The sequence below is a fragment of the Brucella sp. 22210 genome (genome assembly GCF_052045675.1).
Classification (GTDB): domain Bacteria; phylum Pseudomonadota; class Alphaproteobacteria; order Rhizobiales; family Rhizobiaceae; genus Brucella.
Genome location: NZ_JBQEPD010000005.1, coordinates 87,540 through 106,978, shown reverse-complemented (window position 1 = coordinate 106,978; position 19,439 = coordinate 87,540). Strand labels below are relative to the sequence as shown.

Here is a 19,439-nt window from a genome sequence, read left to right as displayed (position 1 = left end):
TCTTATCTAAAGAATGAGCCGTGCATCAGCGATAAGGTGACGGTAATGCAATTCTGATATTGTTTTGCCAGCAGGTCTTTGCAGAGAACGGAACCATATGGTCAAGAAACCGACGCCGACACGCCAGACGAGCACCAAGACAGGTACGAACAGAACTGGCGCCGCTGTTTCGGCTGAGAGCGGCAGCAAAGTCATTCGTCAAAAGGATGCCATCGCCTCAGACGGCAATATCCACGTCAATGTCGAGGTTGGCGGCTTCACGGGCACGACGGTACGGCGTCAGGCGATGTTCTGGGTCGCGACAATGGCCGTGTTCGTGCTGTTTCTGGTGGTTTTTAGTTCGGTCCTGCTGCCCTTCGTGGCGGGCATGGCGCTGGCTTACTTCCTCGACCCGGTGGCTGACCGACTTCAGCGCTTCGGCCTGTCCCGTATGACGGCAACCGTCGTCATCCTGCTGGTTTTCCTGATTGCACTTGTCGTTGGCCTGATGATCATCGTGCCAATTCTGGCTACCCAGCTTGCTGATTTCATTTCCAAGGTGCCGGGCTATATCACCCAGTTGCAGTCGTTGCTCGCCAATGAAAATTCACAATGGCTGAAGAAATATATCGGTATCGACAGTTCGGTCATTCAGCAAAATCTCAGCGCGCTGCTTCAGCAGGGTGCTGGTTTCATGACTACGCTGCTCCAGTCCCTGTGGAATTCGGGGAAATCGTTGATCGATATTGTAGGGCTTTTCGTGGTCACGCCGGTGGTCGCCTTTTACATGCTTCTCGACTGGGACCGCATGGTCAACCGCATCGATTCTTGGGTGCCGCGCGCGCAGCTTCACACGGTGCGCCAGATCGCGCGCGAAATGAATGCAGCGGTTGCAGGCTTCATTCGCGGGCAGGGCACACTCTGCCTCATTCTGGGTACGTATTATGCTCTCGGCCTGACCCTCACAGGGCTCAATTTCGGCCTGTTGATCGGCTTTTTTGCCGGTCTGATCTCCTTCATTCCCTATATCGGTTCATTTGTCGGTCTGGCACTCGCTATTGGTGTGGCGCTGGTGCAGTTCTGGCCTGACTGGATCATGATCTGCGCCGTCGCGGCGGTGTTCTTCATCGGCCAGTTTGTGGAAGGAAACATCCTCCAGCCCAAGCTGGTCGGCTCGTCGGTGGGCCTCCATCCGGTGTGGCTCATGTTCGCTCTGTTCGCGTTCGGTTCACTGTTCGGCTTCACCGGAATGCTGGTCGCGGTACCCGCTGCGGCGGCAGTCGGGGTGCTTGTGCGTTTTGCCTTGAATCGCTATCTCAATTCACCGATGTACGATCCTGCCTTTCGTCGTCGCGACCCGGATGCGGGACCGCTGATCGAGGCAGGCGAGAATGCAGGCCCGAATGCAGGCAAGGACAAATGAGACTGAACCGCAATCTGGACGGGTGTGCGGGAGGCAGCGATGCGTGACGCCCCGCGTCAGATTCCGCTGAATCTCGAACACCAGCCCGGTTATCACCGCGAGGATCTGATCGTCACGGGCTCAAACCGTGCAGCGGTCGATCTTATCGACCGCTGGCCGAACTGGGTGTCGCCGGTGACGATTCTGGCCGGGCCTACCGGCGCGGGCAAAACGCATCTGGCCGAAATCTGGCGTGCGGGCACAGATGCGCTTCTGGTCGATCCAACACGCATTACGGATGAAATTGTTCAGGCTGCGGCAGAGCGTGCGGTGCTGATCGACGATATTGGCGGCGCGCCCTTCGATGAAACGGGGCTGTTTCACCTGATCAACAGCGTTCGCCAACATGCGGCACAGGGCTTCGGGCCGTCACTTTTGATGACGTCGCGCCTGTGGCCCGCAAACTGGAACGTGAAGCTGCCCGACCTCGCATCGCGGCTGAAAGCGGCGACCGTGGTGGAAATCGCCGAGCCGGACGATTTGCTGCTGTCAGGCGTCATTCATAAGCTGTTTGCTGACCGTCAGGTGAGCGTTGAGCCGCATGTCGTGACCTATCTGGTCAGCCGGATTGAACGCTCGCTTCTGTCTGCGATTCAAATTGTCGATAAGCTTGACCGGGCGGCACTGGAACAAAAGACCCGCATCACACGGGCGCTGGCGGCACAGGTGCTGGCCGATACAGATGGCCAGCCGGGCGGCCAAACAGGCGACAAGGCAGGCTGACGGTGAAAATAGTCGTCACGGGGGCAGGCGGGTATATCGGCAGCGCGGTTACGCGGCAACTGCATGACGATGGGCATCAGGTCACGCCCCTCTCTCGCAACGATTTGGCAGATGCGGATTTTTCAAGCATTGAAACGGTTGTGCATTGCGCGGCGCTTGCGCATCGCACGGGCGCGGAACGACCCGATGCCGATGCCTTCGATGCCGTCAATCATCGTCTAACCGTTGAACTCGCCGCAAAGGCAAAGCAGGCGGGCGTAAAGCGCTTCATTTTCGTTTCGACCATCTACACGATTGCCGGAAACCCGTCGCCGCTCACGTCCGACATGCCGCTGTCCTCGAGGGCAGGCGACGACTATGGACGCGCCAAGGCAAAAGCGGAAGCGGCTTTGCTGGCAATGACCGGCATCGAGATTGTGATTGCACGTCCCGTGCTCGTCTACGGTCCCGGCGCGCGCGCCAATCTCAGGGCCTTGATGAAGCTCTGCGATAGTGCATTTCCGCTGCCTTTCGGTATGGCGAACAACCAGCGCAGCTTCGTGTCCTTGCAGAATGCCGCCCGCGCACTTGTATTCCTGTCGGAAGCTCCTGCCGAGACAGTCGCGGGACGGGTGTTCCATCTGGCCGAACCCAAGCCACGTTCAACACGCGAGCTGGTATCCATCGCCCGCCGTGCCATGGGGCGTCCGACGCGGCTTGTCTCTTTCCCGCCAGTGCTGATGCGCTTGCTGCTGACGGGTCTCGGCAAAAAGGGGCTTTATGAGCAGTTGTTCGGCGATCTGACGGCGGATACGTCGTCGCTGATCGCAGCCGGGTTTAAATATCTCCCCGGCGACCCGCAGATTGAAGCCATGGCTTTGGAATCCCGAAAACCCTAGTTCTTGTCCCCAACCGCCTTGGGCGGGACGATGCGGGACTGTGTCTGCACTGGCACGCTTTTCGCTATCTCCGGCTTCTTGGTCACCGAACCGGTAATCAGCGTTGCGCTATCCGGCTTGTTGCGACCACCGACAAGCTGGTCCTCATGCACCCAACCGATCATATTGGTTTTCGGAACGATAATGCGATGCCAGCGACCGGTTTTACCGTAGGAGCGCATCTCGCGCCCTTTTTCCACAGTGCCGATGGCTGCCGATTTATCCCAGGCGTTTTTGTGAATGGTCAGTTGCGTCCGGGCATAGACCACCGAAGGCGAATGCGCGGGTGTGTTGACGCCGCGTGGCGGCATCATATGTGGGCCGGTAGGCGCTGATGCAACGACCTGATTGGTCGGACGTGGAGGCTTTGGCGCCTGAACGGTCACTTGAGTGGGGGCTTGCACTGCTGCCTGCTGAACGGGCTTCTGTACGACAGGCGCAACAGGTGCAGACGGACGCGGCACAGGACCAACTGCAGCGCCATAGTCCTTGTCCTTGGACGGCGCGGTCGGCTCTGGAGCTTTGGCGGTAACGGTCGGCTTGCTCTCTGTGCGGGGCGAGGTCGATGCGAATGGATTGGTCGCGGAACGCTGGAACAGAGCGACCAGCGCGTCCTGTGGGCTCTTGTGCTGCGATGTGGCCCACAGGCTGAAAGCACCGAGACCGAGGATTGCTGCCAGCGCTAGTACAGGCGCAGACGAACCAGATCCGCCCTTGGTGGTGCGGGACCTCTTTTTCGGTGCAGCCTTTCGGGCAGGCTTCCGTGCAGCCATGTGTCTGACCCCTGTTCGAATCGCGATGGCTAGACGCTAACAAGTCTTCCTTCGCATTTCGTTACCTGAGGATGATCGGGCGATGGCTGCCCCACCAAATAGAAAACGCCGCTGGCGCGGCGTCTCTAATTCAATGTGAAGAAGCTAATCAGTGTCCGGACGTCTTGCCGTCACAGGAAGTTTCACCGGAAACCTTATCCTGTTGTTTCTGGTTCGATTCCTGCTCTTCAACTGCGTCGCGCCACTGGGCCCATTCGCGTTCGTGACGACGATAAAGTTCATCGGAAACAGTCTGGATACTCATTTCGATCCTCCGTTCATCTGGCGAAGCAAATAACACGGAGCTGTCCAGAACGTTGCATCACAAAGCGTAAGCGTTTGAAATCTAAATCGGTTTATATGTTTATAACCTTTTCAGACCTCAATTTTCCTGAACGGAAACACCACCTTCTCCGATTTTCAACTCAATCCCGGCGGGTTTTGTTTCTTCGCGATAGACGTAGAAAGCCAGACCAGCCGCAACGACGATCAACGCGCCGATAATCAGATAAAGCCCGTTTCTGTTCACGTGTAACTCCTCATTATGATCGATAAGGTTGGAACGCTTGAGCGCGGCATCGGTTCCGATAAAAAAAACCCACGCAAGCTGATGCTTGCGTGGGCTGTTGTTGGTCTGACCGTATGATCAGTGAGTTACGGCGGGCAGGGTTTCTGCCGGAACCATATGGGTAAATGGCGGCAGATAGGCCTGTGCCATCACGAGAAGGCCGATGAGCGATGCCAGTGCAATCGAGTGGAAAAACACGTAGCGCAGGATTTTCGACTCATGGCCGTACCACTGGGTTGCCGTGGAGGCGACGACGATGGACTGCGCATCGATCATCTTGCCCATGACGCCGCCCGACGAGTTGGACGCAGCCATCAGCACCGGCGACAGCCCAAGTTGCTCGGCGGTAATCTTCTGCAATCCGCCGAAAAGCACGTTGGATGCCGTGTCCGAACCGGTGAGCGCAACACCCAGCCAACCCAGCATTGCGCCGAAGAACGGATAGACCCAGCCGGTCTGCGCGAACGCAAGGCCAAGCGTGGCGTCTGTGCCGGAATAGCGCGTGACATAGCCAAGTGCCAGCATGGCAGCGATGGTGATGAGCGAGAAGCGCACCACATAAGCGGTCTTGCCGTATTCCTTGAGAAGCTTGAACGGATTGAAGCCGAGAACCAGTCCCGCCACGATGGCAGAGAGCAGGATGCCCGATCCGGTGGCCGATAGCAGGTTGAGCGTATAGACCGCCGCCTCTACATGGGCTTCGGCGACGACGGGCGGCACCTTGAACACCAGATTATGCAGATAAGGCACCTGAACCTTCAGCACCCAGAGCGAGTCGAGCCATGTGCGGAACTGCGGCGTTCCCCAGAGAAACACGAAGACCGACAGGATCAGCCAAGGCAGCCATGCGCGGAAAACGGTGCGGCTCGCATGTTGCTGGGGCGGTGTATAGGGCGCGGCGACTTCATCCGCATCGAGACTGGTGGACGTCCAGATGCGTTTCGGCTGCCATATCCGCAGAAATCCGGCGAGCGCTACCATGGAACAGACGGCGGCAATCACATCGACCAGCCACGGACCATGGAAGTTTGAAACCAGATATTGCGGCACCGCAAAGGCGACACCGGCAACCAGCAAGGCAGGCCAGACTTCCAGCATGCCTCTACGCCCGGCAAAGGCCCATATCAGCCAGAAGGGTACGATAACCGAGAAGAATGGCAATTGCCGCCCGATCATGCCGGATAGCTGCAGGAGGTCGATGCCGGTCACGGCGGAAAGCGCGATGACCGGTGTTCCAAGTGCGCCATAGGCGACGGGGGCGGTGTTCGCAATCAGCGACAGGCCTGCCGCCGGGAGAGGGGCAAAGCCCAGCCCCATGAGCATGGCGGCGGTGACAGCCACTGGCGTGCCGAAACCCGCCGCACCTTCAAAAAAGGCGCCGAAGGAAAAGGCGATGAACAGAAGCTGGAGCCGACGATCCGGCGTGATCCCGGCGATTGAATCGCGCAGGATGTTGAATTGCCCTGTCTGTTCGGTGAGGCGATAGAGAAAAATGACGTTCAGAATGATCCAGCCGATGGGCAGCAGGCCGTAGGCTGCGCCGTAGACGGCTGTTGCGCCGGCCTTGTCGGCGGGCATTCCAAATCCAATGACGGCGATGACGAGAGCGGTCAGAAGACCGAGTATTGCTGCAGTATGGGCCTTCATATGGAGAAAGCCGATGCCGCCCAGCAGGACGACAATTGGCAAAGCGGCGAGCAATGTTGACCAAAACATGCTGCCCAAAGGGTCATATACTTGATTCCAGGGCATGGTTCCTCCCTTCCTGGACTGAAAATGTTCCTCTCTTCAATGCAAAATGCTTCATCGGTCTGCGTGCCGATGAATAGGCAATGGACAGCCATCCTCTCCCAGGAGGTGCCTATTGCCGATCGTTGACTTATGTTGACGATTGATTGGTAAACTTACTTTACCAGGGCTGTCAATTCTACGGTGTCTGCTACTTTAGGCATGGAGATGCTATTCAAGCGCGAAACAAGACTGTGTTTCATGTTCTGACGTAACGTCAGAACTGTGTTTTGTCGGGGCGTTACAGGCTGTTGGCAGCCGCTTTTTCGTCGTTATTCCAGCGCACAATAAAAGGCCTCTTTGAGAGGAGGCTGTCATGGTCACGCGCGCATTGCCGCCGAAGGAATTCGAGGCACAGAATGTTCGTCAGGGCAGGCAGGGAACCCAGGTTCTTACCGTTTTGATTGCCAGTCTGATGGCATCCATCGTCGTTTGGATGTTTGTCGGGCTATTTGGATAGAACCGGGCAGATAGAGCGTATAGTCCTTCGCCGCTGGTCACCGATGCAGCGGCGTGACGGGTTTTTTGCTGACGCGAATGGTGCGCGAAGCTTCAGTCTGATCGATACTGAAGCCTTCGCACGAAAAGACATTGTCCAGATTTCAAAGAAACATCTATTGATAGGGCGGGGGAAGGCACTGCGAGTCGTCAATTTGCATTGACTGTTGTGAACACCCTGCCGGCGGCTGGGTCGGCACATCAATAAGGGAACCAGTCAAAGTAAATTGGGAGAACTTTTATGCGTGTCTTGAAGCGTATCGTTTTGGCTGCATCAATTGCGACCATTGCAACTGCGATCGGCGGGATGGCAATGACTGCCGCAAATGCCGAAGCGCCACTGAAACTCATCATCGGCACAGAAGGCGCCTATCCTCCGTTCAATTTCATCAACCCGGATGGCACGCTGTCTGGCTTCGACGTGGACATCGCGAAAGCGCTTTGCGATGAGATGAAGGCTGAATGCACTTTCATCACGCAGGAATGGGACGGGACGATCCCGGCGCTACAGGCTGATAAATTCGATGCCTATGTGTCGTCCATGTCGATCACGGAAGAACGCAAGAAGCAGGTCGACTTCTCCAACAAATATTACAACACGCCTCCAGGCATTGCCGTCCCGAAGGATAGCGATATCAAGGGCGTGACCAAGGCGGACCTCGCAGGCAAGACGGTCGGCGTTCAGGTTTCCACCACGCATGCCAATTATGCCGAGCATGCCTTTACCGACAGCACGATCAAGGCTTATCCGACGGCGGAAGAATATCGCCTCGATCTCGCCAATGGTCGTCTGGATGCCGCCAATGACGACAGCGTCACACTGGCCGAATGGCTGAAGACGCCGGATGGCGCGTGCTGCAAGATGGTGGGCACTTATCCGCCGGACCCGGAAATTCATGGTGTGGGCGTGGGCGTCGCCTTGAAGAAGGGTCGGCCGGAATTGGTTGAAAAGTTCAATGCCGCCATCAAGGCTATCCGTGCGAACGGAAAATACAAGGAAATCAACGACAAATATTTCGACTTCGACGCCTACGGCTCTGAAGACTGATTTTATCCGCGAATCTGCACCGGCCTTGCGAGTCGCAGGCCGGTGCGCTCAACGGGAGGTTTGCACCTGTGAACCTTCCCTTTGCCATTTGTGGTTTTGGACCAGCTGCGGGCACCGGTCGCGGCATTACGGGGACTTTTCGGGGTGTCCGGTCCTGTTATGTGTCAACCCGTCGATTTTTTTATGAAAGTTTGAAAATAGCTCTTGCCTTAGGAAAGCGAATTCTCTAGGGAACTCAACGTCCGAAAGGGCCACGGAGCGTAGCGCAGTCTGGTAGCGCACCTGATTTGGGATCAGGGGGTCGCAGGTTCGAATCCTGCCGCTCCGACCATTTTTCCCCACCATGATTGATCTGAAAAACCGAGCTATCCTGTGCTTGGCTTGAACCGTGCGTCTTTATCGCGTTGACATGGATTGGTGGGTCTACTATTGCCTTGTTGAAATTAAGAGCCCTTACGGGGGCGACAAGAGCATAGTCCAAGGTTCTTCAAATGGTTGCACGCATTTTCCGTCCAGCTAAGACTGCAATGCAGTCCGGTCAGGCCAAGACAGATCAATGGATCCTCGAATACGAGCCGGAAAGCCCGCGCAAGGTCGAGCCATTGATGGGCTACACGTCGTCAGGCGACATGAGAAGCCAGATCCGTCTCGCTTTCGATAGCCAGGAAGACGCTATTGCCTATGCAAAGCGCTACGGCATTGCCTATCGCGTTTCCGAGCCCAATGAACCGAAGCGCCGCAAAGTGTCCTATTCGGACAATTTCCGCTTCGACCGCACGATGCCCTGGACGCATTGACAGCTTTCCCGGCCTTGTGGTTCGCGCTAAGGCCGAGTTACCACCGCTCTGGATTTCACTGAAACCCGGAGCGCTGCACATGTCTTCGACTTTTAAAAGACGAGGTCCCGTAGCTCAGCTGGATAGAGCACCGGCCTTCTAAGCCGTAGGTCGCAGGTTCGAATCCTGCCGGGATCGCCACTTCTTCTCAACTTCCTCTCCGTTCATTTTGGCGTCCGCGATCATTTCGCAGGAATTATGCCTTGCATTTGGCACGCCCGGACCTGCGAGCCAGTCTGTGGCCGTCAGAACTTGGAATACCTCGAAGGTGAGAATCGCGCTTAAAAGCGCCGGTATTCTCATTGGAAAGGGTTGTTATGAGAGTTTTATTTCCAGTTATTTCGTTCGCTATCATTACTTTCACGCCCGCGGCCTATGCAGCGACCGACGCACAAGCCGATGGATGTGTTATCGCTCGTCCGCAGAAATGTTGTCCCAATCCAGAAAAGCCTGACTCGCTTATTTGTTTTCCATACACTGGCAGAACGTAAGCCAGGCTCAATACCGGCGACGACAGTAAATCTGGCGATATTCGGTGGATATAGTCCGATTTTCTTTCTTGTTTGCAGCTTTTGCGCGTATTTCAGCAAAGCTTAAATAAATGAAAGAGGAGAGGGCATGCGTTATATTCCAACGGCGGTGGCCGGGTTTGTCGGTCTGGTCTTGCTTAGCTTTGTTCTGGGTTCGTGGTACACGATCGACGAAGGTGAACGCGGTGTTATTCTGCGCTATGGCGCGGTGGCTGGTGTCGCGCAGCCAGGGCTGGGGTTCAAGATTCCCATGATCGGTTCCATCGTGCGCGTTTCGGTACAGTCGAAAGCTGCGATCTATAATCAGATGGAAGCCTATAGCCGCGACCAACAACCGGCTACCATGAACCTGTCGGTCAATTATCGCATTCCTCCGGATCGCGTGGAGGAAGTCTACGCCAATTACGGCGGTGAGGATGGTCTGCTTTCGCGTCTGGTGGAGCGTCGCGTCTTCGAGGAAAGCAAGACGGTGTTCGGCAAGTTCAATGCCGTGACCGCCATTCAGGAGCGCAGCCGTCTCAATCAGGAGATAGCAGAAGCCATCCAGAACAGCGTGCGCGGACCGGTGGTCGTCGATAGCGTCCAGATCGAGAATATCGATTTCTCGGATGCCTATGAACAGTCCATCGAGCAGCGCATGCTGGCCGAGGTGGAAGTTCAGCGCTTGCGTCAGAACGCCGAGCGCGAAAAGGTGCAGGCGGAAATCACTGTGACGCAGGCCAAGGCGCAAGCCGATGCGCGCCGTGCAGAAGCTGAAGCTCAGGCCGATGCTGTGCGTCTTCAGGCTGAAGCTGAATCCGAAGCCATTCGCCTGCGCGGTGAGGCGGAAGCAACCGCTATCAAGGCACGCGGCGATGCGTTGCGTGACAATCCGGGTCTGGTGTCGCTGACCCAGGCCGAACGGTGGAACGGGCAACTGCCTTCGACCATGTTGCCGAACAGCTCGATCCCGATGCTGAATCTCACGCCGCAGACGGTATCGGAATAAACGAAGAATGGCGGGGTTTTGCCCCGCCATTTTCTTGACCTGTTCGTCACATTATCGCGGTTCGTTACCGCGCGGACGTATATAGGCACGTGGGCCGCCATAGCCGCCGGGACGACCGCCGTGCCAGCCGGGGCGATCCCAGTTTCGGTTACGATAGCGGTAATCCGGGCGTCCTCCCCAGTGGCCGCGACGATAATAGTAATCATCGCGATCGTTGAGCGCAGAGCCGATTGCCACGCCCGCGATCAGCGGAATACCGATCAGGGCGGCATTGCGTCCGAAATCATCAGAATAACCGCTGCCGACTGTTCCTTCCCGGAACGCGATATAGCGTGACGCAGACCAGCCATAGGTCGAGCCATAGCTCACCTGACACCAGCCATAACCCGAGGTGCAACCATGCACCGTCACGGGCGCGCCACCCGGAATAGCGCCCATGGAAGGATAGCTGGTGCTTGGCCCGGTACGGATATTGAGATTGGCAGTGGAGATTGCATTTGCGGCCTGCGCCGCGCCTGCCGACAAGACTCCCACTACAACGAGAGCAGCTTTCAAAGCGAGTTTCATCGAACATCTCCCTGAATGATCACGATGAATGACTGTATTCTTTTATAAAACGAAGGTGCCGGACGAAAGTTCCTCTTCTGAACTTGGTAAATAATTGAAGGTCAAGGTGCTGAAGGAGAGGACAAATTTGCAGTGCAAATAAAAAGCGCCGGATTATCCGGCGCTTCTGAATGCGATTTTTCGTTCGTCTTGGCTTAGCGTCTGCAACGCGCAACGTAAATCTGGCCATGACGGTTGCGATATTGGCAATTGCCATTACGCAGCTCGCGCACCAGCAGACCGCCGAGGGCGCCAGCACCCGCGCCGATCAGGGCGCCACGTCCGCCACCGGCAATGCCGCCGATGATGGCGCCTGCGCCAGTGCCTATTGTAAGATCTTTTTCAGTGGTGGTGCAGCCCGAAATTGCCATCAGCGCCACCAGCCCAAGTGCTACTTTCCGCATTTCTCTCTCCTCCATGAACCCGATAATGCAATAAGAACGATTCGCATTGAAATCGGTTGCTTGAAATTAAAGGAGAATTTGCAGGGAAAACAGTCACTAGCGGCGATAGCGCAAAATGACCGCAATCGCCAGAACGGCGAGCCCGATGGCGATGAAACCCTGAATAATGAAAACTGCATTCATCATGATGTTATCCTTCGGCGCTGGCCGCGTTTTAAAACCAAGCCACCGCGCATAGTGTGCCATTGGCAGCGCTTTCAGCAAAGTCTGAAGCGCTGCCAATTGTTCAGATGGCTGCAAAGCCCTTTTCAAGATCGGCGATGATATCCGCGACATCTTCCAGACCGATCTGGAGGCGGATGACCGGACCCGGATAATTGCCCTTGGCAATCAGGCGGTCGGCAACGCGCACCTGCAACGCAAGGCTCTCATAACCACCCCATGAATAGCCGAGGCCGAAAATCTCAAGCGCATTGAGGAAAGCATGGGCTTCCGCTTGCCCGCCTTCTTTCAACACGAAGGAAAAAATACCTGACGAGCCTGTGAAGTCGCGCTTCCAGATATTATGGCCGGGATGGCTTTCGAGCGCCGGGTGCAGAACCTGCGCCACCGCAGGGTGGCTTTCCAGCCAATGGGCGACTTCCAGAGCGCTCTTGCGGTGATGTTCCAGACGAACCCCCATGGTGCGCATGCCGCGCAGGATCTGATAGGTGTCGTCGGGACTGGCGCAAAGTCCAAGCGTGCCGTGGGTTTCCAGAAGCTGCGGCCAGCACTTTTCATTGGCGGACACGGTGCCGAACAGAATGTCGGAATGGCCGGATGGATATTTGGTGGAGGCGTGAATGGTAACGTCCACGCCAAAATCGAGCGCCTTGAAATAGACCGCCGTTGCCCATGTATTGTCCATCATCACGATGGCGCCGCCCTTATGGGCGACGTCTACGATGGCCGGAATGTCCTGCATCTCGAACGTGTTGGAGCCGGGTGATTCCGTGAAGACGACCTTGGTATTGGGCCGCATCAACGCTGCGATGCCCGCTCCGATTTCCGGGTCATAATATTCGACATCCACGCCCATGCGCTTCAGGATCGTATCGGCAAAGTGACGGGTCGGATTATAGATCGAATCGACCAGCAAAGCGTGATCGCCGGGAGACAGAAATGCCAGCAGCGGCACGGTGACAGCTGCCAGGCCGGATGGCACACAGATTGTTCCGGCAGAGCCTTCCAGTGCGTTGATTGCTTCGCAAAGCGCATCGCTGGTTGGCGTCCCGCGCGTGCCATAAGTGTATTTCTGGTCGCCGGTCACCATGCTCTGGGCATCCGGGAAAAGCACGGTCGAGGCGCGGACGACGGGCGGATTGACGAAGCCGTGATAGTCGCGTGGCTGATAGCCATCATGCGCCAGTCGTGTGTTTATCCCCAGTTTCGCCGTCTTATCTTGCTGCTTAGCCACGAAATTGCCTCCAGACCATGTTGCATGCGTTCCGCCGGCTCTCATTTGAGAGAGTTCTGCATGGTCGTACCGACTACCGGATGCGGCCAGATGCGGTTGGCAGAAAGACCATCGATTCCGTCTGTTGCGGAATATTTAGAAGTTCATTCGATAAGCCGCGTCAGGGCTGGATGCAACCCCGCGTTCAGTGCTTGAAACGCAAGACGCGATGCGAAAAGGGAATAATGGAATGTCATCACCGGATTTGAAAAACGCGCTTCTCAATCCGGTATATGCGGCCATTGAACTTATTCGCGCTTGTCTGAGACCGGCCTACAAGGGCGCGCCGTCTTCCTGGACGATGCAGATGACTGCAATCGTCGTGCTGCTGCCGTTCATCATCCTGATTCTGCATCTGTGGGATGCCGATATCGTCCGTGCGGCGGCTGGAAGCAGCAATATCATCATGGAAGTTCTGCGGACTGTCACCGATGCCATTCGCACGGTTGTCTGGCTGGCTGTCGCGCTCGTCGTCTGGGTGGTCACAGCCTTTGTTCTGTCGCCCACCTATCGGGGTCAGATGCGCAGCGTGCTCACGCGGTGGCATGGCTGGGCCACGCTGGTTCTGGCATCCATCGTGGTGGGCAGCATCCCGTCGGAAATCGGCAAGTTGGCGATCGGGCGCGCGCGTCCGTTTTTGCTCGATCAGTATGGTGCAGCCTATTTTTCGCCCTTCAAGGGCGAGTTTCTTTATGAAAGCTTCCCATCCGGTCACTCGATGATGGCCGGTATCATGATGATGTCACTGAGTATTTTCCTGCCGCGCTGGCGCTTGCCGATCATTGTCGTTGGCCTGTTGTTCTGCATCAGCCGGCTTGCAGCCGGGGCGCATTTCCCGACCGACATTGTGGCAGGTTGTACCATAGGATTGCTCGCAACCTGGTGGGTGGCGCGCTACATGGCGACGCGAAATATTATTTTTTCTCTGGAAGACGGACAAGCACTCCCGCGGGTGTGATTCTGACCCATTTTGTCTGGTCTTCGGACCATTGTAGCAAAATGTAATTCATTTAAACATTTGTTATTACTATGTTTTCCTTGGGGTAATTCTGGCAGGCGTCAATTATTGCGTTCGGTTGGTCGCGCTCCCCAGAAATTGGGAAACCGTGTAAAAAAAATCGGTTCGCTCCCGAACTTTTCCACGAAACGCTGATTTTGCTGCCGATATTAACTTGACCATTGCCCAATTATCGCCTTCGATAAGGCGGTGAAGGCGACAGGCGTCACTATGCTCAGACATAAATAGAAGACCGGATAACCGGTCTCGGGCGAGGGGCGGTCTGCTAATGCAGTATGGGTTGGGGAGGAGCGCACGGCTTTTCCGGAAAGACCTATGCAACAAACAACGAGAGAAACGCGTGGTGTGTTTACGCCCATCGTTTCCAGGGAACAAAAAGGTTGCAGGCCAGATGAAAAATACAGTTTTGATGGGGGTACTGGGTGCAGCAGCGCTTTTTGGCGCGGCTTCGGGGGCATCCGCCGACACACTTTCCGACGTTAAGGCAAAGGGCTTCGTGCAATGTGGTGTGAACACCGGTCTTCTCGGTTTTGCTTCCACGAACGACAAGGGTGAATGGTCCGGCTTTGACGTCGATTATTGCCGCGCGGTTGCATCGGCGATCTTCGGCGATCCGACCAAGGTGAAGTTTACACCGCTGAATGCGAAGGAGCGCTTCACGGCGCTGCAATCAGGTGAAGTGGACGTTCTGATCCGCAACACGACCTGGACCATTAGCCGTGATACTTCGCTCGGCCTCGATTTTCCGGGCGTCAACTATTTTGACGGTCAGGGCTTCATGATCAACTCGAAGAAGCTCTCCGGCATCAACTCGGCGCTTCAGCTTTCGGGCGCTTCCATCTGCGTGCAGGCCGGCACGACGACCGAGCTGAACATGGCCGATTATTTCCGTTCCAATAAAATGGAATATAATCCGGTCGTCTTCGAAAAGGTCGACGAAGCCAATGCGGCCTATGATTCTGGTCGTTGCGATGCTTACACCACCGACCAGTCCGGCCTCTATGCAATTCGCCTGACGCTCGCCAATCCGGATGATCACGTCATCCTGCCGGAAATCATTTCCAAGGAACCGCTTGGACCAGCTGTCCGACAGGGCGATTCGAAGTGGGCTGACGTCATCCGCTGGACGCATTTCGCGCTGTTGAATGCTGAGGAATTCGGTATCACCAAGGCGAATGTCGACGAGATGAAGAACTCCGACAATCCGGAAATCAAGCGTTTGCTTGGCACGGAGGCCGATACCAAGATTGGTACCGATCTCGGCCTCGATAACGACTGGGTCGTCAAGATCATCAAGGGCGTCGGTAATTACGGCGAATTGTTCGATCGTAACCTGGGTAGCGGTAGCCCGCTCAAGATCGCACGCGGTCTCAATGCCCAGTGGTCGAAGGGTGGCCTGCAATACGGCATGCCGATCCGCTAAGGGCGACAGCTTTTGCATCTGACATGAGGTGGGGGCACTGGCATCCGCCTCATGCCGGATTTATCGGCTCTCTATTTCGTTGAAGCAGTTTCCCGCAAAGATCATCGGGATCTGATAGCAGCACAAGCATTTGAAATTGGGGCGATTGCCCGCAAGAGCTCATAGCATTTCGCTGGCCAGACAATTGAACCGGCCCGTCGCAAAAAATAATGGTTCGGCTGCATTGTCGTTTCGAGAATGACGCTCCGGTTTTTGGGGCGCTGTTTCCGTTCCGAAAATTTTGCGCCTGACCAAAGGTACAGGAAACATATGGCTTCCTATTCTGCAACCGAACGCCATGATAGCGGTGGAACCTCACTTCTGTACGATCCGCGCGTTCGCGGCATCTTCTACCAGATTTTAGTGTTCGTCGCGGTCGTGGGCGCGATCTACTGGATCGTCGGAAACACGGTCACCAACCTGCAGCGCGCGAATATCGCCTCGGGCTTCGGCTTTTTGAAAGGCCGCGCGGGCTTCGATGTCAGTCAGACACTGATTTCGTATAACAGCGATTCGACTTATGCCAGGGCCTTCCTGGTGGGTCTGGTCAACACGCTCTATGTTGCAGGTTTGGGCGTTATCACAGCCTCGATCATCGGATTTCTCGTCGGTATCGGTCGTTTGTCCCGCAACTGGCTGATCCGTAAGCTCTGCACGGTCTATGTTGAAATTTTTCGCAACATTCCGCCGCTGCTGGTCATTTTCTTCTGGTATTTCGGCATTTTGTCCACCTTGCCGAATGTGCGCGAAAGCATCAGCGGACCGTTGCACACCTATATCAATACCCGCGGTTTCTTCATGCCCGCACCCGTCTGGGGTGAGAAGGCGTGGCTTATTCCGGTGGCGCTGGTGCTGGGCATTGTCGCGTCTTTCGTGGTGGCGCGCTGGGCCAGACGCAGGCAGATGGCGACAGGTCAGCCCTTCCATACGATCCGTGCGACGATAGCACTGATTATCGGTCTGCCACTGCTTGCCTTCATCGCGACCGGCTTTCCGGTTTCCTTCGACGTTCCGAAACTCGGTACCTTCAATCTGACGGGCGGCGCTCAGATCAAGCCGGAATTCCTGGCCCTTTTCCTGGCCTTGTCCTTCTACACAGCCTCGTTCATTGCCGAAACGGTTCGCGCGGGCATTCTCGGCGTTAACAAGGGGCAGACGGAAGCGGCCTATGCGGTTGGTATGCGCCCTGGGCCGACGATGCGTCTCATCATTGTGCCGCAGGCGCTACGCATTATCATCCCGCCTCTGTCGAGCCAGTATCTGAACCTCATCAAGAACTCCTCGCTGGCAATTGCCATCGGCTATCCGGATCTCGTCGCCGTCGGCGGCACGGTCCTCAATCAGACCGGACAGTCGGTTGAAGTCGTGGCAATCTGGATGGTGATCTATCTGGGCATCAGCCTGGTCACGTCCGCCATTATGAACTGGTTCAACGCCAAAATGGCGCTGGTGGAGAGATGACCATGGAAAAAGCTGATCTCCAATATATCCGCACGGAAATGGTCGATGGCGAAAAGCCGCCGCGTTCGGTACAGGGCTTTTCGCACTGGCTGCGCGTCAATCTCTTCGCTTCTCCAACCGACGCGGCTCTGACAATCTTCGCCCTGTTTCTACTGGTCTGGTTCCTGCCGTCCGCCATTCAGTGGCTCTTCATCAATGCGGTATGGAGCGGAACCGACCGCACGGCCTGCCTGACCGTCGCACAGGGTGGCGCACAGCCGGATGGCTGGTCCGGCGCTTGCTGGGCTTTCGTTCAGGCCAAGTATGAGCAGTTCATCTATGGACGCTATCCGATCGATCAGCGCTGGCGGGTCAATCTGACGGCTCTGCTCTTCGTCATCCTTCTTGTGCCGCTTATGATACCGAAGGTGCCGCAGAAGGCGCTCAACGCCATTCTGTTCTTCTTCGTCTTTCCATTCGTGGCATTCTTCCTGCTGGTTGGCGGCTGGTTTGGTCTGCCCTTCGTGGAAACGCCACTCTGGGGCGGCCTTCTGGTAACACTGGTTCTTTCCTTCGTGGGTATTGCAGTCTCTTTGCCGCTCGGCATTCTGCTGGCGCTTGGCCGTCGTTCGCATCTGCCCGTCATCAAGACATTCAGCATCATTTTCATCGAAATGGTGCGTGGTGTTCCACTCGTGACGGTGTTGTTCATGGCGAGTGTGATGCTGCCGCTGTTCCTGCCGCCGGGCGTGACCTTCGACAAATTGCTGCGCGCCCTGATCGGCGTGGCGCTGTTCGCATCGGCCTATATGGCAGAAGTGGTGCGCGGCGGACTTCAGGCGATCTCACGCGGGCAATATGAAGGCGCGGATGCGCTCGGCCTCAGCTACTGGCAGAAGACGGGACTCATCATCCTGCCGCAAGCGCTCAAGCTGGTGATTCCGGGTATCGTGAACACCTTCATCGGGCTCTTCAAGGATACGAGCCTCGTCTACATCATCGGCATGTTTGATCTTCTGGGCATCGTGCGCCAGAGTTTCTCCGATGCCAACTGGGCTTCTCCACAGACGCCTGCTACCGGCCTCATCTTTGCGGGCTTCGTTTTCTGGATTTTCTGTTTCGCTATGTCGCGATACTCTATATTCATGGAACGACGGCTCGACACGGGTCATAAACGATAAAAAGAACAAAAGGGAATAATGGAATGAGTGCACAAAGCGCCCTCCCGCAATCAGAGCTCGGTGTCGAGGTCGACGGCTCGAAGATGCAGGTATCCAAAACCGATGTCGCCATCGAAATCACCAACATGCATAAGTGGTATGGTGAGTTTCATGTTCTGCGCGACATCAATCTGAAGGTGATGCGCGGTGAGCGCATCGTCGTTGCCGGTCCGTCGGGGTCGGGCAAATCGACGATGATCCGCTGCATCAACCGTCTGGAGGAGCATCAGAAAGGCAAGATCGTCGTTGACGGTATCGAGCTGACCAACGACCTGAAGAAGATCGATGAAGTGCGCCGCGAAGTCGGCATGGTGTTCCAGCACTTCAACCTCTTCCCGCATCTGACCATTCTGGAAAACTGCACGCTGGCCCCGATCTGGGTACGCAAGATGCCAAAGAAGCAGGCGGAAGAAATCGCCATGCATTATCTGGCCCGCGTGAAAATTCCGGAACAGGCCAATAAATATCCGGGCCAGCTTTCCGGTGGTCAGCAGCAGCGCGTGGCGATTGCCCGTGCACTGTGCATGAACCCGAAGGTCATGCTGTTCGACGAACCGACCTCGGCGCTTGATCCGGAAATGGTCAAGGAAGTGCTCGATACGATGGTGAGCCTTGCTGCCGAAGGCATGACCATGATCTGCGTGACGCACGAAATGGGCTTCGCCCGTCAGGTCGCCAATCGTGTGATCTTCATGGATCAGGGCCAGATCGTTGAACAGAATTCGCCAAACGAGTTCTTCGACAATCCGCAGCACGAACGCACCAAGCTGTTCCTCAGCCAGATTCTGCACTGATCCGGTTGAGTGCCTTGAATTGAAAACACCCGCCAGTCACGCTGGCGGGTGTTTTTGTTGGAGAATAGTTTCGATCAACCTGCCGCTTACTCTGCGTGTGGTCCTTCGCAGAACTGGATGCGGTTGCCGAAAGGATCAATCACGCTCATCACACGCCCCCAGGATTGGGTCTCAATCCCGGGGCGCATGAAGCGATAGCCGCGCGAAGTGATTTCCTTGTGCAAGGCATCGATGCCCTGCATGCGCACAAAAATGTTAGCGCCGGGACTGCCATCGCCGTGATGTTCGCTCAGATGCAGGATCAGGCCTTCGCGCGACACCTGCATATAAAGCGGCATATCCTCCGCAAATCGGTGCTCCCAGTCGAGGGTGAACCCCTGAAAACCGATATAGAACTCCTTGGCCTTTTCGATGTCGAAAATCCGGAAGATGGGGCAGGTTTGTTCAAACTGGATTGTCATGTTGAGCTAGCTTGCTCCGATGAGAGAGGGGACGGTGAGGTGTTTCGCCGTGCGGTATAGACGGCAGCCATAGTTCAATCTTCCACGAAGTGGCGCAGGCGCTGCAAGGCATCGTCCCACTGGGTTGAAACGGCGGCGAGATAGGCGCGGGCATCGACAAGCGGTGCCGGATGCAGGCGGAAATGACTTTCCCGACCGATCTTCTCGCGATGCACAAGCCCGACCTGTTCGAGAACCGTCAGGTGCTTGGTTACGGCTTGCCGTGTGATGCTGCCATTCTGTGACAGCACCACGATAGAACGGCTCTCACCGTCGCTCAATGTCTCGATGAGAGCGAGTCTCGTCGGGTCGGCAAGCGCCCCGAAAATAGCGGAAATCTCCATGGCGTGA

General features: G+C 56.1%; 21 protein-coding genes and 2 tRNA genes. 14 read left to right on the top strand and 9 right to left on the bottom strand.

What is annotated here, in order from left to right:
- The first annotated feature begins 97 nt into the window (after positions 1 to 97).
- Genes ACTJKP_RS09070 through ACTJKP_RS09060 form a run of 3 tightly spaced genes read left to right on the top strand, consistent with a single transcriptional unit; the run spans position 98 to position 3,042 of the window.
- Complete coding sequence (locus tag ACTJKP_RS09070; protein ID WP_440630394.1) at positions 98 to 1,402, top strand: AI-2E family transporter; 1,305 nt, start codon at positions 98 to 100, stop codon at positions 1,400 to 1,402.
- 39 nt (positions 1,403 to 1,441) lie between these two features.
- The gene (hdaA, locus tag ACTJKP_RS09065) at positions 1,442 to 2,164 is read left to right on the top strand and encodes a DnaA regulatory inactivator HdaA (RefSeq protein ID WP_440630393.1); all 723 of its coding nucleotides are present in this window, start codon (positions 1,442 to 1,444) and stop codon (positions 2,162 to 2,164) included.
- Positions 2,165 to 2,166: 2 nt separating this feature from the next.
- Positions 2,167 to 3,042, top strand: coding sequence for an NAD-dependent epimerase/dehydratase family protein (locus ACTJKP_RS09060; protein ID WP_440630392.1), 876 nt, complete (start codon positions 2,167 to 2,169; stop codon positions 3,040 to 3,042).
- Here ACTJKP_RS09060 and ACTJKP_RS09055 read toward each other — a convergent pair.
- From ACTJKP_RS09055 to ACTJKP_RS09040, 4 genes are all read right to left on the bottom strand, one after another.
- The gene (locus ACTJKP_RS09055; RefSeq protein WP_440630391.1) at positions 3,039 to 3,854 is read right to left on the bottom strand and encodes a hypothetical protein; all 816 of its coding nucleotides are present in this window, start codon (positions 3,852 to 3,854) and stop codon (positions 3,039 to 3,041) included. The genes ACTJKP_RS09060 and ACTJKP_RS09055 overlap by 4 nt on opposite strands.
- Before the next feature lie 148 nt (positions 3,855 to 4,002).
- Positions 4,003 to 4,158, bottom strand: coding sequence for a hypothetical protein (locus tag ACTJKP_RS09050; RefSeq protein ID WP_167836021.1), 156 nt, complete (start codon positions 4,156 to 4,158; stop codon positions 4,003 to 4,005).
- Between the two features lie 117 nt (positions 4,159 to 4,275).
- Positions 4,276 to 4,422: a hypothetical protein gene (locus ACTJKP_RS09045; RefSeq protein WP_113533966.1), complete on the bottom strand. Its 147-nt coding sequence runs from the start codon at positions 4,420 to 4,422 to the stop codon at positions 4,276 to 4,278.
- 117 nt (positions 4,423 to 4,539) lie between these two features.
- Positions 4,540 to 6,213, bottom strand: coding sequence for an L-lactate permease (locus ACTJKP_RS09040; protein WP_440630390.1), 1,674 nt, complete (start codon positions 6,211 to 6,213; stop codon positions 4,540 to 4,542).
- A 352-nt stretch (positions 6,214 to 6,565) separates the two neighbouring features.
- Here ACTJKP_RS09040 and ACTJKP_RS09035 point away from each other — a divergent pair, with 352 nt between their 5' ends.
- From ACTJKP_RS09035 to ACTJKP_RS09010, 6 genes are all read left to right on the top strand, one after another.
- Positions 6,566 to 6,709, top strand: coding sequence for a hypothetical protein (locus tag ACTJKP_RS09035; protein WP_162762641.1), 144 nt, complete (start codon positions 6,566 to 6,568; stop codon positions 6,707 to 6,709).
- A 279-nt stretch (positions 6,710 to 6,988) separates the two neighbouring features.
- Positions 6,989 to 7,795, top strand: a complete 807-nt coding sequence (locus tag ACTJKP_RS09030) for an ABC transporter substrate-binding protein (protein ID WP_440630389.1) — start codon at positions 6,989 to 6,991, stop codon at positions 7,793 to 7,795.
- Positions 7,796 to 8,049: 254 nt separating this feature from the next.
- A tRNA-Pro gene (locus tag ACTJKP_RS09025) sits at positions 8,050 to 8,126 on the top strand.
- A 160-nt stretch (positions 8,127 to 8,286) separates the two neighbouring features.
- Positions 8,287 to 8,592, top strand: coding sequence for an ETC complex I subunit (locus tag ACTJKP_RS09020; protein ID WP_078340765.1), 306 nt, complete (start codon positions 8,287 to 8,289; stop codon positions 8,590 to 8,592).
- A gap of 103 nt (positions 8,593 to 8,695) precedes the next feature.
- Positions 8,696 to 8,772: transfer RNA gene (locus ACTJKP_RS09015), tRNA-Arg, on the top strand.
- Between the two features lie 477 nt (positions 8,773 to 9,249).
- A complete protein-coding gene (locus ACTJKP_RS09010) occupies positions 9,250 to 10,149 on the top strand; it encodes an SPFH domain-containing protein (protein WP_440630388.1) in 900 nt (299 codons plus the stop codon).
- A gap of 51 nt (positions 10,150 to 10,200) precedes the next feature.
- Here the strand turns inward: ACTJKP_RS09010 and ACTJKP_RS09005 are convergent, their stop codons facing one another.
- From ACTJKP_RS09005 to ACTJKP_RS08995, 3 genes are all read right to left on the bottom strand, one after another.
- Positions 10,201 to 10,716 carry an SH3 domain-containing protein gene (locus tag ACTJKP_RS09005; RefSeq protein WP_078340473.1) on the bottom strand — a complete coding sequence of 172 codons (516 nt, stop codon included), beginning with the start codon at positions 10,714 to 10,716 and terminating at the stop codon, positions 10,201 to 10,203.
- A gap of 194 nt (positions 10,717 to 10,910) precedes the next feature.
- The gene (locus ACTJKP_RS09000) at positions 10,911 to 11,159 is read right to left on the bottom strand and encodes a YMGG-like glycine zipper-containing protein (RefSeq protein ID WP_078340474.1); all 249 of its coding nucleotides are present in this window, start codon (positions 11,157 to 11,159) and stop codon (positions 10,911 to 10,913) included.
- Positions 11,160 to 11,445: 286 nt separating this feature from the next.
- Positions 11,446 to 12,615, bottom strand: coding sequence for a cystathionine beta-lyase (locus ACTJKP_RS08995; RefSeq protein ID WP_440630387.1), 1,170 nt, complete (start codon positions 12,613 to 12,615; stop codon positions 11,446 to 11,448).
- A 229-nt stretch (positions 12,616 to 12,844) separates the two neighbouring features.
- Here ACTJKP_RS08995 and lpxE point away from each other — a divergent pair, with 229 nt between their 5' ends.
- The 5 genes from lpxE to ACTJKP_RS08970 all read left to right on the top strand — a co-directional run bounded on the left by lpxE (position 12,845) and on the right by ACTJKP_RS08970 (position 18,588).
- Positions 12,845 to 13,612 carry a lipid A 1-phosphatase LpxE gene (gene lpxE / locus ACTJKP_RS08990; RefSeq protein ID WP_440630386.1) on the top strand — a complete coding sequence of 256 codons (768 nt, stop codon included), beginning with the start codon at positions 12,845 to 12,847 and terminating at the stop codon, positions 13,610 to 13,612.
- A gap of 451 nt (positions 13,613 to 14,063) precedes the next feature.
- Positions 14,064 to 15,095 (top strand): amino acid ABC transporter substrate-binding protein, encoded by a 1,032-nt coding sequence (locus ACTJKP_RS08985; RefSeq protein ID WP_440630385.1) that lies wholly within the window; start codon positions 14,064 to 14,066, stop codon positions 15,093 to 15,095.
- A 309-nt stretch (positions 15,096 to 15,404) separates the two neighbouring features.
- The gene (locus ACTJKP_RS08980) at positions 15,405 to 16,595 is read left to right on the top strand and encodes an amino acid ABC transporter permease (protein WP_440630384.1); all 1,191 of its coding nucleotides are present in this window, start codon (positions 15,405 to 15,407) and stop codon (positions 16,593 to 16,595) included.
- Between the two features lie 2 nt (positions 16,596 to 16,597).
- Entirely contained in the window at positions 16,598 to 17,755 is a 1,158-nt protein-coding gene (locus ACTJKP_RS08975; protein WP_440630383.1) for an amino acid ABC transporter permease, read from the top strand.
- Between the two features lie 23 nt (positions 17,756 to 17,778).
- Positions 17,779 to 18,588 (top strand): amino acid ABC transporter ATP-binding protein, encoded by an 810-nt coding sequence (locus ACTJKP_RS08970; protein ID WP_078340480.1) that lies wholly within the window; start codon positions 17,779 to 17,781, stop codon positions 18,586 to 18,588.
- Between the two features lie 86 nt (positions 18,589 to 18,674).
- Here the strand turns inward: ACTJKP_RS08970 and ACTJKP_RS08965 are convergent, their stop codons facing one another.
- Together ACTJKP_RS08965 and ACTJKP_RS08960 are read right to left on the bottom strand one after the other, a co-directional pair.
- Entirely contained in the window at positions 18,675 to 19,049 is a 375-nt protein-coding gene (locus ACTJKP_RS08965) for a glyoxalase superfamily protein (protein WP_440630382.1), read from the bottom strand.
- A gap of 74 nt (positions 19,050 to 19,123) precedes the next feature.
- Positions 19,124 to 19,432, bottom strand: coding sequence for an ArsR/SmtB family transcription factor (locus ACTJKP_RS08960; protein WP_440630381.1), 309 nt, complete (start codon positions 19,430 to 19,432; stop codon positions 19,124 to 19,126).
- Positions 19,433 to 19,439 lie beyond the last annotated feature (7 nt).

Coding starts and splice junctions, on each gene's coding strand:
- ACTJKP_RS09030 (WP_440630389.1), top strand. CDS start 6,989: ATGCGTGTCTTGAAGCGTATCGTTTTGGCTGCATCAATTGCGACCATT.
- ACTJKP_RS08970 (WP_078340480.1), top strand. CDS start 17,779: ATGAGTGCACAAAGCGCCCTCCCGCAATCAGAGCTCGGTGTCGAGGTC.
- ACTJKP_RS09020 (WP_078340765.1), top strand. CDS start 8,287: ATGGTTGCACGCATTTTCCGTCCAGCTAAGACTGCAATGCAGTCCGGT.
- ACTJKP_RS09005 (WP_078340473.1), bottom strand. CDS start 10,716: ATGAAACTCGCTTTGAAAGCTGCTCTCGTTGTAGTGGGAGTCTTGTCG.
- hdaA (WP_440630393.1), top strand. CDS start 1,442: ATGCGTGACGCCCCGCGTCAGATTCCGCTGAATCTCGAACACCAGCCC.
- ACTJKP_RS08965 (WP_440630382.1), bottom strand. CDS start 19,049: ATGACAATCCAGTTTGAACAAACCTGCCCCATCTTCCGGATTTTCGAC.
- ACTJKP_RS09000 (WP_078340474.1), bottom strand. CDS start 11,159: ATGCGGAAAGTAGCACTTGGGCTGGTGGCGCTGATGGCAATTTCGGGC.
- ACTJKP_RS09035 (WP_162762641.1), top strand. CDS start 6,566: ATGGTCACGCGCGCATTGCCGCCGAAGGAATTCGAGGCACAGAATGTT.
- ACTJKP_RS09070 (WP_440630394.1), top strand. CDS start 98: ATGGTCAAGAAACCGACGCCGACACGCCAGACGAGCACCAAGACAGGT.
- ACTJKP_RS08985 (WP_440630385.1), top strand. CDS start 14,064: ATGAAAAATACAGTTTTGATGGGGGTACTGGGTGCAGCAGCGCTTTTT.
- ACTJKP_RS09055 (WP_440630391.1), bottom strand. CDS start 3,854: ATGGCTGCACGGAAGCCTGCCCGAAAGGCTGCACCGAAAAAGAGGTCC.
- ACTJKP_RS08975 (WP_440630383.1), top strand. CDS start 16,598: ATGGAAAAAGCTGATCTCCAATATATCCGCACGGAAATGGTCGATGGC.
- lpxE (WP_440630386.1), top strand. CDS start 12,845: ATGTCATCACCGGATTTGAAAAACGCGCTTCTCAATCCGGTATATGCG.
- ACTJKP_RS08980 (WP_440630384.1), top strand. CDS start 15,405: ATGGCTTCCTATTCTGCAACCGAACGCCATGATAGCGGTGGAACCTCA.
- ACTJKP_RS09010 (WP_440630388.1), top strand. CDS start 9,250: ATGCGTTATATTCCAACGGCGGTGGCCGGGTTTGTCGGTCTGGTCTTG.
- ACTJKP_RS09040 (WP_440630390.1), bottom strand. CDS start 6,213: ATGCCCTGGAATCAAGTATATGACCCTTTGGGCAGCATGTTTTGGTCA.
- ACTJKP_RS08960 (WP_440630381.1), bottom strand. CDS start 19,432: ATGGAGATTTCCGCTATTTTCGGGGCGCTTGCCGACCCGACGAGACTC.
- ACTJKP_RS09050 (WP_167836021.1), bottom strand. CDS start 4,158: ATGAGTATCCAGACTGTTTCCGATGAACTTTATCGTCGTCACGAACGC.